Genomic DNA, 12,921 nt, shown 5'->3' on the forward strand with positions numbered 1-12,921 from the left:
CGGCAGACCCACGGCCCCGCCACCGGACTCCTCCGGTCCGCTGCCATCGCTCACCGCTCCACCCCATCCCGTGTGCGCGGCCCAAGGAAATCAGCGCGGGCGCACTCGGAGGGCGCAGAGACGAAAGCTGGAGGAATTACGTTCGGTGATGATCGGTCGGTGATCGAAGGCGACCGCGCGTGCGTTCAACCAGCGCAAACGCATATGCCGCAATCCCGTGCGGACGTTTCGCACCTCCGCCGCAGGGGCACAGCGTGTGACCATCCCAAGATTCACTCGTTTGTCGGATCGTGGGCACAACACAGCGATTCCGCTCCACCGCCGTGGAGCAGGCCGAGGCCGTTCTCGTCGAGCAGTACCCCCAACTGGTGCGGCTCGCCTACGTGACCCTCCCGGTCTCCCTGGGCCGCCATACCCGGGTCCTCCTGGCGCACAAGGCCGTCCAGCGGGCCCTGCCGCGCGGCGGGCGCGGCAGCACCGGGGCCCCGGCCGGCCCCGACAGCCCGGGCAGTCCGCTCGCCGAGGTACGGGTACGGGTCCTGCGCGCGAGCCTGGCCCCGACCGGCCGGGCCCGCGTCACCGCGGCCGCGCTGGGATGGCCCCCGGTCCCGCCCTTCGTATGGGGGCTGCGGTTGTGGCCCCCGGCGGGCGGGATCGACGAGGCCTCCCGGCTGCTGGGGCAGGCGCCGGGACCGGTCCGGGCCGCCTTCGTCCTCCACCGCGTCGACGGCCTGCCCGAGGAGACTGCCGTCCGGCTGCTCGGCGCGGCCGGGGTGGCGGACCCGGCGGACGCGATGCGCGAGGCACTGGCGGTCGGTCCGCCCGCGCATCGGGATGCGGACCGGCCCGGCGACCGGCCCGGCGACCGGCCCGGCGACCGGCCCGGCGACCGGCCCGGCGGCCGGGCCGCCGGATGGATCGATGGGTGGAACGACGGGCCGGGGCCGCAGGGGACCGGAACCGGGGGAGGCCCCGGTGAAACGCTCCTGCGGGGGCCGAGCGGACCGGAGTTCGACGCCAGCGTGGTCAGCGCCCGCCCCACCGACCTGCTGCGCCGGCGCCGCCGGACCCGCGCGGCCTGGACAGTAGTGGCCGCGCTGGCCCTGGCCGCCGGGATCCTGGCCGCCGACGGATCGCCGCCGCGCCCCGAGGCGACCCCGCTCGCCGGACCGGCCGTCGCCGGAGCGCTCGATCCCGCCCGGCTGGTCCGGGTGCCCGCCGAGGCCTGGGCGGACACCGCCCGGGTCGACTTCACCGCCTGGCCCGCGCGCGGCGGGCGCACCGCCGACCGGCAGCTCCTCGCCCGCGCCCTGGCCGCCTGGGCGGCCCGGCCCCGCGAGGTGGCGGTCACCGCCGCGCCGGGCACCGCGACCGACCCGCCGGGCCGCGCGCCGCAGCTCCTGTACGCGGGGGACACCGCGGGGCGGGCCGTGGTCCTGCTGCTCGACGCGGACCGGGTGGTGCGCTACGCCGAAGCCGCCGACGGGCCGCGCGGACGGGAGCTCGCGTTCGCCCGTACCGACGAGGCCAATGTGACCACCGCCGCCGCGCTGGTCCTGAGCCGGTCCGGCGGTGATGGCGGCGACGGGGGCCGGGCCCGGTACCTGCTCGCGCCGTGGATCGCGAAGGCCGCCACCCGCGACCTGCTCCGGGCCGGGGACGAGGCCAGGCCCCTGGCCGTATCGGCCGACGGGGTCACCGAGGAGACCGCGGTACCCCGTACGGGCGGGGCCTGCGACTCCTGGCCCGCGCTGGAGCTGACCTCCTCCGCCCGCATCGTCGAGAAGCACGCCTTCGTCCTCGCCGACCCGGGCGCCGCCCTGACCCCCGTACACCTCACCTACACACCGCTGCCCGACGGGCCCGCCGCGGTGGCCGCCCGCCAGCCGCGCGAGGCCACCGGCCCCGCCGCGCGGGCGGCCTGGGCGGCGGTCGCCTGCCGGCTGCGGGAGCTGCGCGGCGCCTCGGTGCGGGCCGTCAACATCTGGGACTTCGCCGACTCCGAGCTCCCCGACGGCGCCGGGCGGGCGGTCTGGTCCTGCACCCGGGCCTCCGGCTGGGCCGGTCCGGGCGACGTCCTGGTCCAGCTGCGGCCGCCCGCCGGGCCCCCGCAGGACGTGGCGCGGGCCCGCTCGACCGCCGCGTGCGGGCGCTTCGGCCAGCACCTGCTCGCGGGCACCCGGTGGCGTTCGCCCGCCGGCCGCTGGTACCTGCTGGCGGCCGGCAGCCGCGAGGTCACCGGGATCACGGCGCAGGGCGCCGTCCGGGCGGAGGCGAGCGGCCGGTTCCTCACGGTGCCCCTCGACGGTCCGCAGAGCGCTCCGGTCGCCCTGGCGGGCAGCCTGGCGAGCGGCGCCCGGATCACCGCGATCGACGGCGGCGCGGGCGGCAGGGACTGAAGCACGATCAGGAGCGCCGGCCCTTGGACGGCGGTCGGGTCCCACCTGTCCCCGCTGTACCATGGCCGCAGCGCGAGGGCCGTGACGCAGAGGTCACCACCCTCGCTTTTGCGTTACGGCCGCCCGCGGCCACCCCCGTCCACGCCCGAAGAAATGCGGCACGTGGCGTTTCGGCGGTTCGATACGATGAACCGCACGTCACGTTGTAACCGGCATATATGAAATGGAGCATCCGAGGATGGCTCGACACCTGATCACCAGCGCGCTTCCCTACATCAACGGGATCAAGCACCTGGGCAACATGGTCGGGTCGATGCTTCCGGCGGATGTGTACTCCCGGTACCTCCGCCAGCGCGGCCACGACGTCCTCTACATCTGCGCCACCGACGAGCACGGCACCCCCGCCGAGCTCGCCGCCAAGGCGGCCGGCCTCTCGGTCGCCGAGTTCTGCGCGCAGGCCCACGACGCCCAGAAGGCGGTCTACGACGGCTTCGAGCTGTCCTTCGACTACTTCGGCCGCAGCTCTTCGGAGCAGAACCGCGAGATCACCCAGCACTTCGCGCGCCAGCTCCAGGAAAACGGGTTCATCGAGGAGCGCGCGATCCGGCAGGTCTACTCGCCGGTCGACGGCCGCTTCCTGCCGGACCGCTACGTGGAGGGCACCTGCCCGCACTGCGGCTACGACAAGGCCCGCGGCGACCAGTGCGAGAACTGCACCCGCGTCCTGGACCCCACGGACCTGATCGAGCCCCGCTCGGCCATCTCCGGCTCCACCGAGCTCGAGGTCCGTGAGACCACGCACCTCTTCCTCCTCCAGTCCAAGCTCCAGGGCGAGGTCGAGGCCTGGGTCGCGGAGCACGAGGAGGAGTGGCCGCAGCTGGCCTCCTCCATCGCCCGCAAGTGGCTGACCGAGGGCCTGCACGACCGCGCCATCACCCGCGACCTCGACTGGGGCGTCCCGGTCCCCGCCGACACGTGGCCCGAACTGGCCGCCGACGGCAAGGTGTTCTACGTCTGGTTCGACGCCCCGATCGAGTACATCGCCTCGACCAAGGAGTGGGCCGACGCCGACCCGGCCAACCGCGACTGGAAGTCGTGGTGGTACGAGGCCGACGACGTCCGCTACACGCAGTTCATGGCCAAGGACAACGTCCCGTTCCACACGGTGATGTTCCCGGCCACCGAGCTCGGCACCCGCGAGCCGTGGAAGAAGGTCGACTACGTCAAGGCCTTCAACTGGCTGACGTACTACGGCGGCAAGTTCTCCACCTCGCAGAAGCGCGGAGTCTTCACCGACCAGGCCCTCGAAATCCTGCCGGCCGACTTCTGGCGCTACTTCCTCATCGCCAACGCCCCCGAGTCCGACGACTCCTCCTTCACCTGGGAGCACTTCGCCTCCACGGTCAACAAGGACCTCGGCGGCACCCTCGGCAACTTCGTCAACCGCGTACTGACCTTCTCCCTCAAGCGCTTCGGCGACGAGGTTCCGGCGGGCAGCCCGGCCGGCGAGGTCGAGGCCAAGCTGGGCGAGCAGATCGCCGAGCTGCTGGCGGAGTACGAGGGTCACATGGAGGCCCTCCAGTACCGCAAGGCGGCCGCCGCGCTGCGCGCCCTGTGGTCGGCCGGAAACTCCTACCTCGACGAGAAGGCCCCCTGGCTCGAGGTCAAGACCGACCTGGACGGCGCCGCGCTCACGCTGCGCACCGCGATGAACCTCATCCACCTCTACTCGGTGGTCTCCGAGCCCTTCATCCCGGCCTCGGCGCGTGCCATGCGCTCCGCGTTCGCCCTCGACGGGGACACGGCGGCGTGGATCACCCCGGAGCAGGCCAAGTCCCTGGACGCGGTACCGGCGGGGACGCCGTTCACCGTGCCGCCGGTCCTCTTCGCCAGGGTCACCGAAGAGGACCTGGAGTCCTACCGCGAGCGGTTCGGCGGCAACCCGGAGGCCTGAGCCCCCGGAGCCGGACGGCACCGAGTGAACTGACGCAGGGGCGCGACCCGTTGGGGTCGCGCCCCTGCGGCGTTCCCCCGCGCGGTCGCGGGCAGGGCAGGGACACGGTAGGGGTCACGGTAGGGGAAACCCCACCACGGACCGTCCACTTGACCGTGCAGACCGGGCAGGTGCCCGGCGGCTGCAATGAACCCATGCCCTCTCCCCGTGCATCCCTTCCCTCCCGCGCGTCCTGGCGGACAGCCGGCCCGCTGCTCGCAGCCGCTTGGGCGCTGTCCTTCCCGCTGTTCTCCTCCCTCGGCCCGCACCGGCTCTGGGGCTGGTGCGCGGCCGCCGGATACCTCACCGCGGCGGCCCTCGCCGTGCGGCGGCCACGAGCAGCCGCGGCCGCCGCGCTGACGGGCGCGATCGCCGTACCCCTCCTCTGGCTCGTGCTGAGCGGGCAGGGCCAGTCCGAGGTGCTGGTCATCGAGCGCTCCGGCCGGCTCCTGCTGGAGTCCGGGCGGCTCTACGTGGACCACCCGGCCGGCGTCGAGGAGTACACCCCGTACCTGCCCGGCATGGCGGTCTTCGGCATCCCGCACGCCCTCCTGGGCGGCCCCCTCGGCGATGCCCGGCTCTGGTGCGCGGCCGCCCTGTTCGCAGGCATGTGGGCCGGACGCCGACTGCTCGGCGGTGCGGCCTCGGGAAGGCTGTCGCTGCTGGTGGCCTCCCCGGTGGTGGCCCTGCCGCTGGTGGTGAGCGGGGTGGACCTGCCGCTGACCGGGCTGCTGTGCCTGGCGCTGGCGGCCGCCGGCGCCGGACGGCCCGTCCTGGCCGGGGCGGTACTCGCCGGAGCGTGCGCCCTGAAGTGGACGGCGCTGCCCGCGGTGGCGGTGGCGGTCGCGCTGCTCGCCGTCCGCCGGGGCCGGGGCGCGGCGGTGCGCTGCGCACTGGTGGCGGTGCTCGGCTCCGCCGCGCTGATCCTGCCGGGCGTGCTGCTCCAGCCGGCGGAGCTGTGGCGGCAGGTGTTCGCCTTCCCCATGGGCCGGGCCGAGGTGGCGACCCCGGCGGGCAGCCCCCTGCCGGGGCACCTGCTGGCCGAACTGGGCCCGTGGGGCTGGTACATGGCGGTGGCCCTGCTGGTGGCGGGCGGGCTCGCGGTCGCGGTGTCCCTGGTGGTGAGGCCGCCGGGCACGGTGGTGGCCGCCGCCGACCGTCTCGCGATCGGCCTCGCCCTCGCCTTCGCCCTGGCCCCGGCCGCCCGCTTCGGCTACCTCGCCCTCCCGGTGCTCCTGTGCCTCTGGGCCCGCTCGTTCACCGTGCCGGGGCGGCCCCGGACCCTGGCCTACGATCGCTCCCATGAACTCCGCGCTGATCCTCGTCGACCTGATGCCGCGCATCATCGCCCTGCCCCTCGCGCCGTACTCCGGTGACGAAGTGCTGGAACGCTGCCACCGGTTGGCCGAGGCGTTCAGGGCGGGCGGGCGCCCCGTGGTCCTGGTCCGGGTGGACCGGCCGGGCGTGGCCGAGCAGCCGCCGGGCAGCGGCTTCGCCGACGGGCTGGTGCTGCCCGGAGACGTCACGGTCGTCAAGCAGACCGTCGGGGCGTTCCAAGGAACGGATCTGCACGACCGGTTGCGCGAACTGGGCGTGGACACCCTGGTGTTCGCGGGGCTGGTCACCACGATGGGGGTGGAGTCCAGTGCACGGGCCGCGAGCGACCACGGCTACGAGGTGGAGTTCGTCGCCGACGCGATGTCCGGATTCGCCGCCGACGAGCACGAGTTCACCGTCGAGCGGATCTTCCCCAGGTTCGGCGAAGTCCGCGACACGGCCGCCTACACCCGGGCCTGAAGCCGACCGGGCCGGGTTACGGGGTCCGCGCGCCCCGGAGGTGGGCGAGGACGGCCAGGACGCGGCGGTTGCCCTCCGTCGGGTCGAGGTCGAGCTTCATGAAGATGCTGCTCGCGTGCTTGACGACGGCCGCCTCCGTGACGAACAGCCGGGCCGCCAGGGCCTGGTTGTTCAGGCCCTCCGCCATCAGGGCCAGCACCTCCCGCTCCCGCGGGGTCAGCCGGGCCAGCGGCCGGTCGGCGTTCTGGGCGCTCAGCAGGACGCGGACCACCTCCGGGTCGATGACCGTCTGGCCGTCCGCGACCCGCTGGAGGGCGTCCAGGAACTCCGCCACCTCCCCGACCCGGTCCTTGAGCAGGTATCCCAGCCCGGCGGAGCCGCCGGTCGGGGAGACCGCGGTGAGCAACTGGGTCGCGTAGGCCGTGGCCACGTACTGCGAGAGGACCAGTATGGGCAACGAGGGGTCCCGTTCACGGAGTTCGAGCGCGGCCCGCAGGCCCTCGTCGCGGAAGCCCGGCGGCATCCGGACATCGGTCACGACCGCGTCGGGCCGCTGCGCCGACACCGCGCGCAGCAGTTCGTCCGCGTCGCCGACGGCCGCCAGGACCTCGTGGCCGCCGAGGGTGAGGAGTTCCGTCAGCCCGGCGCGCAGCAGGACCGAGTCCTCGGCGAGGATCAGCCGGAGCACGGTACCTCCACCCGGAGTTCGGTCGGTCCGCCCACCGGACTGGAGACCACCAGCCTGCCCTTCAACATCGCCACCCTGTCCGCGAGACCCGCCAGGCCCGCCCCCGCGCCGGGATCCGCTCCGCCGCGGCCGTCGTCGCTGATGGTGAGGGTGAGCCGGTCGCCCTCGACCCTACCGGCGACGGCCACCCGCGAGGCGCCGCTGTGCTTCGCCGCGTTCGCGAGCGCCTCGGTGACCGTGAAGTACGCGGTGATCTCCACGGAGTCGGCCAGCCGGGGCACGGCGGCCAGGTCCACGCTCACCGGTAGCGGATGGCGCAGCGCCACCTCGGCGACGGCCGCCGCGAGCCCGTGGTCGGTCAGCACCTGCGGGTGGATTCCCCGGACCAGATCCCTGAGCTGGGTCAGCGCGAGCCCGGCCTCGCCGCGGCCGCGGGCCACCAGTGCGGCGGCCCCGGCCGCCCCGGGAACCTTGCGCAGCTCCATCTCGGCCAGTCCCAGGGTCATGCTCAGCGCCACCAGTTGCTGCTGCGCCCCGTCGTGGAGGTCCCGCTCGATGCGGCGCCGTTCCGCCTCGAAGGCGTCGACGAGGCGGACCCGGGAGCGGGTCAGCTCCAGCACCCGGTGGTCCTCCTCGCGCGGACCGAGCAGCAGCCGGGCGGTCTTGACCTGGAACCCGGCGAGCAGGGCTCCGGCGTAGGCGGCGAGGACGAGCCCGGCCAGCCCGGCGGCGGTTCCGCCCAGGGCCTCCAGGGGGCCGGAGACCGGCTCGCCGGGGATCAGCATCACCTGGTCGGGGGCGATGGCCCAGGCGATGACGGGGGTCGCGACGAGGATCAGGGAGAAGGCGAGCAGGGCGACGACCCCGAACCCGGCCGGGGCGAAGACCAGCCCGAGCAGGGCCGCGTAGCCGGCCTCCCGCCAGGTCGCCCGCTCCCGGAGCCTGGTCCGCAGCCACGCGGCCGGCCGGGCCCCGGCCAGGCAGGTGTGGGGATCCGGAACCGGCAGCGGCTCCACGAAGCGCAGCCTGCGCCTCTCGAGGCGCCCGAGCGGGACCACCGCGGCCACGGCTCCGACGAGCAGCAGCAGTCCGATCCCGGCGACGGCCGTCAGCACCCCGAGGCCCACCAGCACGGCGAGCACGACCAGGGCCGGGTACCCGAGCAGGAATCCGGTCCCGAGGTATCCCCAGCAGCGCCAGGGCCACCAGGACTGCAGCAGGAAGCGCGCGGGCCGCCGCAGGGCGGCCCACACGGCTATGGACGGATCCTCCGATTCGGACATACGCCCCAGCCTAGGGGCTGCAACGTGGCTACAGCTCGGCTACAGCGCGGCGCCCAGGGCCAGGAACCCGCAGATCAGCACGAAGAGGATGCCGAGCAACGGCCAGACGAAGCGCAGGTACTTGTCGTAGCCGACCTTGGCCAGCGCGACACCGCCGATGGTCACGGCGGTGGTCGGGACCCACAGGTTCATCCAGCCGCTCGCCGACTGCCAGGCCGTCACCATCAGTGCGCGGGAGACGCCCGCGAAATCGGCGAGCGGGGCCAGGATCGGCATGGTGAGGGTGGCGTGACCGGAGGTGGAGGGGATCAGGAAGGCGAGCGGGAGGTTGACGAGGAAGACGATGATCGCGAAGACCCCGGAGGAAGTTCCCTCGACCACGCCCTCGATGGAGTGGAGCACGGTGTCGGTGATCTTCGAGTTGTTCATGATGACGGTGACCCCGCGCGCCAGCATGATGACCAGGGCCGGGGAGATGAAGTCGGCGGCGCCCTGGATGATCGTGGAGCTGAGCTTCGCCTCGCCCATCCGGGCTACCAGGCCGATCAGCACGGCCGCGCAGATGAAGAGCGCCGCGAGCTGCGCGAAGGACCAGTCCAGTTCCCAGCCGTACGGGGTGGCGTCCGCCTTGCCGGTGAGCGCGCTCGACCAGGGCACCACCGAGAAGATCATGAAGGTGAAGACCAGGACCAGCAGCACCAGCACCGTCTTGTGCAGGCCGGTCAGCTCGGGCTCCGCCTCCTCCTCGCCGGTGGCCTTCTGCTCCCGGTCGCCGGGCAGGAACCCGCACAGGGACTTGGCCGGATCCTTCTGGACCCGCCGCGCGTACCGGATGACGTAGAGGACGGTCACGGTGGTCAGCACGATCCACATCAGGAACCGCAGCCCGATCCCGTCGCCCAGCGAGATGTCGGCGGCAGAGGAGGCCACGCCGGTCGCGAACGGGTTGACGGTGGAGCAGAGCACGCCGACGCCCGCGCCGAGGATGGAGGCGCCGACCGCGACCAGCCGGTCGTAGCCGAGGGCCAGCATCATCGGCACCAGCAGCCCGTAGAAGCCGAGGGTCTCCTCGGCGAAGCCCTCCACGGTGCCGAGGACGGAGAAGACCACCATCACGGCGGCGATCAGCAGCGCGCCGCGGTTGCGCAGCCGGTGGGCGAGGCGGGCGATGCCGCGGTCGAGGGCGCCGGTGGCGAAGACGACGGTGATGAACGCGCCGATGGCCAGCACGAAGAGGAAGACCCCCGCGCTGCCGTAGAGGTCACCGCTGAAGGTGGGCCCGACCTGGTGGGTGGTGGGGTCCTGGATGCCGTAGAGGCCGTTGACGGGGGAGAGGAACAGGTCGTTCAGACGGTCGGTGAAGCTCTGGGTGGTGTCGACCCGGTGGTAGGTGCCGGAGACGGGGGCGCCGCTGTCGTTGCGGTCGTACTGCCCGGCCGGTACGAGGAAGGCCAGCAGCCAGATCGCGACGGTGACGATGGCCAGCACGGTCAGGGCACTGGGGAAGGAGTACTTCTTCGCGGGCGGCTCCTCCTGCGGAGCGGGCGCGGCGGGGGCGGGGGCCGGGGTGGTCACCGTGCGCCTCCGGGGGCAGCCGGGGCGTGGGGCGCCGGCGGTGCCGGGGGCGGGGCCGGTTCGAAGTCGGCCGCGTACTCCCGTACGAAGGCGGCCATCGCCACCACCGTGTTGCGCAGCTCCGACAGGAGCACCCGCTCGTTCGGCGCGTGCAGGTTGCACATGCTGTCCTGCGCGCCGAACAGCAGCACCTCCGCGCCCGGGGCCGCCTGCGCGAGGCCGTTCACCAGCGGGATCGAGCCGCCCGTGGCGACGTACGAGGCCTGCGTGCCCCAGGCCTCCTTGAGCGCGGTCAGCGCCGCCCGGTACGCCGGCCCGCCCGTCTTCGCTTCGAAACCGGGGCCGGTGTCGCCGGGGGTGACGGTGAGCGGGATGCCGAAGGGGGCCTGCGCCCGCAGGTGCGCCACCAGCAGGGCGCGGGCCTCCCTCGGGTCCTGGCGCGGGTGGAATCGGAGGTTCAGTTTGGCCCGCGCGTACGGGACGACGGCCGAGGCGGCATGGTCCACGCTGGGCGCGTCCAGACCGATGACCGTGATCGCCGGACCGCTCCAGAGCCGCTCGCCGAGCGAGCCGGTGCCGATCAGCGGCAGGTCGTGGAGGACCGAGGCGAGCTCGCGGAACTCCTCCTCGGTGTAGGTCGTTCCGTCCCAGGGATCGCGCCGCAGCCCGGGCACGGCGACGTCGCCGTTCTTGTCGTGCAGGGTGGCGAGCGCGCGGAGCAGGACGAGCAGGGCGTCCGGGGCGGCGCCGCCGAACTCCCCGCTGTGCCGCGGCTCGGCGAGCGTGTGCACCTCCACCGTCACCTCGCAGGCCCCGCGCAGACCGGTGGTCAGGGTCGGGGTGCCCGGCCGGAGATTGCCGAGGTCGGCGATGACCATGGCATCGCAGGCGAACCGTGTCGGATCGGTGGGTGGGTAGTCGTCGAAGGGGCTGCCGTACTCCTCCTGCCCCTCGATCACCAGCTTGATCCCGACCGGCGGGCGGCCCCCGTAGACCCGCAACATGCCCAGGTGCGCGATCACGTTCGACTTGTCGTCGGCGATGCCGCGCGCCCGCAGGCCGCCGGGGACCGGGGTCGGTTCGAAGGGCGGGGAGAGCCAGAGGGAGGCGGCGCCGGCCGGCTGGACGTCGTAGTGCCCGTAGAGCAGCACGGTGGGGGCGTCCGGGTGCGGGGGCGGGATCTCGCCGTAGATCACCGGGGCGGTGTCGGGGAGGTCGATCCGCTCGATGGAGGGGACGCCGGCTTCGCGCAGGAGGGCGACGATCAGGTCGTGCGCCTCCTCCACGGGCTCCGGCGGATATCCGGGGAAGGAGATCGAGGGGATCGACGCGAGCCGTTCGAGGTCGGCCCGCAGGCCGTCCATCAGGGCGTCCACCTGGCCTTCGAGATCCCGGCCGGAGCTGCTCTGCCCGCTCGCGCCGCTGTTACTGCCGCCGTGCCCGCCGTCCGTTTCCACCCGCCACCGTCCCTGTGCTCCCGGGGAGACCCCGCCGAGCCGCGGAATCGGTTCTCCGATCATCGGGCGGGGCCCCGGCGGCCGCGTGGCGGGCTGGGCCGGACGGGTGAGGCGGTCGCCGCGGGCCGGAGGGCGCGGACAGGGGTGCGGGAGGGGGTGCGAGCCGGAGCGCGTGCCGGGCGACGGGGTGGCTCGAACCGAGCCTTCGTGGGGCGATCTTGACCTGTCCCACGCGTATCGAACCCCCGCGGTGATCGTTTCTTCAGGCGTAACCCTCATCCCTGCTGCGGAATCGGGAGAACGTGCGGTGACCGCTTGGCAGTACTTCGCCGGGGCCGGCCTGGTGGCGGCGCTCTGCCCGCTGCACGGTCACGTGGAGGTCGCCGGAGACGGCCGCGGCGGGCACGGAGCCCGGGTCGACCTGTGTGTTCCGGCCAAATCGAAGCCCGCGCCGCCCGCGGCGAAGCCCTCCGTGCGGCCGTCGGTACGGGTGACCCTGCCCGGCGCGGTGGCGCCGACCGTGCTCCATCCGGGGCGCAGCCCGCTCCTGCTCCCGGCTCCACGGCCGGGCGCGGCACCGCAGCCGGGCGTGGTGGCGCAGCCGCCGCCCGGGCCGACGGCGGAGGCAGCGGCTGGGGTGGCGGAGCGCCCGCAGGCCGCGGTGGACGGCCCGGGGGGCGCGGGGCCCGCGCCGGGCGAAGGGGCGGCTCCGGTCCGGGGCGCAGCCCTGGCCGGGCCCGCGAGCCGCTTCCACGTGCGCCCGTACCACTCCTCGGCACTGGCCAGACGCGGCCCGGACGGTATGTCCACCGTGATGCTCATGGTCGTCGTGACCACCCCGGCGGTCCTCGCGGCCGTCGCGCTGCGACCGCGTTCCAAGAGCCGCAGCTGAACGTTTCGTCCGTTCATTCAACCTACGGAACCTACGGAGAACCCTCGTGTCCGAATGGCTGGTCCTGGCCATCGCCATGGCGCTCGTCTGCGCCCTCGTCCTCGCCTTCACCGCGCTCCGGCACCGCCGGGTCGCCGTTGACGAGGACACCAGCGAGACCCCCGACGTCATCGAGTACATGGTGATGATGGTCGGCGTGGTCTACGCGATCGTGCTCGGCCTGGCCATCGCGGGCGTCTGGGAGGCGCGCGGCGCCGCCGAGGACAGCGTCCGCCGCGAGGCCCAGTCCCTGTACGAGGTCACCCAGCGGGCCGACGTCTACCCGGCCCCGGTCCGCGACCGGATCAGGGGCGAGGTCAACGCGTACGTCTCCCACACCGTCAGCGTGGACTGGCCGCGGCTGATCGCCGGGGCGCCCGCCTCCCCGGAGGGCGGTGAGCTGCTCGGCAAGCTGCGCGGCGACGTGACCCACCAGAACCCGGGCAACGAACTCCAGGCCCAGGCCTACCAGCCGCTGCTGGACCACATCGCGGCCGCCGACGACGCCCGGCACGAGCGGACGCAGAGCGACGAGTCGACGCTGCCGGGCGTGGTGTGGTTCGGGCTGGTGGTGGGCGGCCTGGTCACGGTCGGGCTGATCTTCACCCTGCAGATCCGGCGGTCGGGGCGGGAGCTGCTGCTGGCGGGCCTGTTCAGTGCGCTGATCGTGTTCCTGCTGTTCATGGTGTGGAGCTTCGACGCGCCCTTCGGCCGGGACGGGATCGATTCGGCGGCGCCGTTCCAGGACCTGTTCCCGGCTTTGAGCATGGCCGCCGGGGGCTGAGCCCGGGCCCGGAC

Annotated in this window: 10 protein-coding genes; 6 read left to right on the top strand and 4 right to left on the bottom strand. The window is 73.7% G+C overall.

The window, feature by feature from the left end:
* Positions 1-290: 290 nt before the first annotated feature.
* The 4 genes from OG490_RS30725 to OG490_RS30740 all read left to right on the top strand — a co-directional run bounded on the left by OG490_RS30725 (position 291) and on the right by OG490_RS30740 (position 6,189).
* The gene (locus tag OG490_RS30725) at positions 291-2,399 is read left to right on the top strand and encodes a hypothetical protein (RefSeq protein ID WP_330299520.1); all 2,109 of its coding nucleotides are present in this window, start codon (positions 291-293) and stop codon (positions 2,397-2,399) included.
* 238 nt (positions 2,400-2,637) lie between these two features.
* Complete coding sequence (metG, locus tag OG490_RS30730) at positions 2,638-4,353, top strand: methionine--tRNA ligase (RefSeq protein WP_330299521.1); 1,716 nt, start codon at positions 2,638-2,640, stop codon at positions 4,351-4,353.
* Between the two features lie 194 nt (positions 4,354-4,547).
* Positions 4,548-5,768 carry a glycosyltransferase 87 family protein gene (locus OG490_RS30735; protein ID WP_330299522.1) on the top strand — a complete coding sequence of 407 codons (1,221 nt, stop codon included), beginning with the start codon at positions 4,548-4,550 and terminating at the stop codon, positions 5,766-5,768.
* Complete coding sequence (locus OG490_RS30740) at positions 5,695-6,189, top strand: isochorismatase family protein (protein ID WP_330299523.1); 495 nt, start codon at positions 5,695-5,697, stop codon at positions 6,187-6,189. Before OG490_RS30735 ends, OG490_RS30740 begins: the two co-directional genes overlap by 74 nt.
* Before the next feature lie 16 nt (positions 6,190-6,205).
* Here the strand turns inward: OG490_RS30740 and OG490_RS30745 are convergent, their stop codons facing one another.
* From OG490_RS30745 to OG490_RS30760, 4 genes are read right to left on the bottom strand one after another with little or no spacing between them, the layout of a single operon-like run.
* Positions 6,206-6,877, bottom strand: coding sequence for a response regulator transcription factor (locus OG490_RS30745; protein WP_330299524.1), 672 nt, complete (start codon positions 6,875-6,877; stop codon positions 6,206-6,208).
* A complete protein-coding gene (locus OG490_RS30750; protein ID WP_330299525.1) occupies positions 6,865-8,160 on the bottom strand; it encodes a sensor histidine kinase in 1,296 nt (431 codons plus the stop codon). Before OG490_RS30750 ends, OG490_RS30745 begins: the two co-directional genes overlap by 13 nt.
* 39 nt (positions 8,161-8,199) lie before the next feature.
* Positions 8,200-9,735 (bottom strand): YfcC family protein, encoded by a 1,536-nt coding sequence (locus tag OG490_RS30755; protein WP_330299526.1) that lies wholly within the window; start codon positions 9,733-9,735, stop codon positions 8,200-8,202.
* Positions 9,732-11,099 carry a M20/M25/M40 family metallo-hydrolase gene (locus OG490_RS30760; protein WP_443065993.1) on the bottom strand — a complete coding sequence of 456 codons (1,368 nt, stop codon included), beginning with the start codon at positions 11,097-11,099 and terminating at the stop codon, positions 9,732-9,734. The genes OG490_RS30755 and OG490_RS30760 overlap by 4 nt, the downstream gene beginning before the upstream one ends.
* A gap of 400 nt (positions 11,100-11,499) precedes the next feature.
* Here OG490_RS30760 and OG490_RS30765 point away from each other — a divergent pair, with 400 nt between their 5' ends.
* Entirely contained in the window at positions 11,500-12,084 is a 585-nt protein-coding gene (locus OG490_RS30765; RefSeq protein WP_330299528.1) for a hypothetical protein, read from the top strand.
* A gap of 46 nt (positions 12,085-12,130) precedes the next feature.
* On the top strand, positions 12,131-12,907 hold the full coding sequence (locus OG490_RS30770; protein WP_330299529.1) for a bestrophin-like domain: 777 nt from the start codon (positions 12,131-12,133) through the stop codon (positions 12,905-12,907).
* Positions 12,908-12,921: the final 14 nt, after the last annotated feature.

Origin of the sequence: Streptomyces sp. NBC_00503, from assembly GCF_036346895.1 — a bacterium.
Taxonomy (GTDB): domain Bacteria; phylum Actinomycetota; class Actinomycetes; order Streptomycetales; family Streptomycetaceae; genus Streptomyces.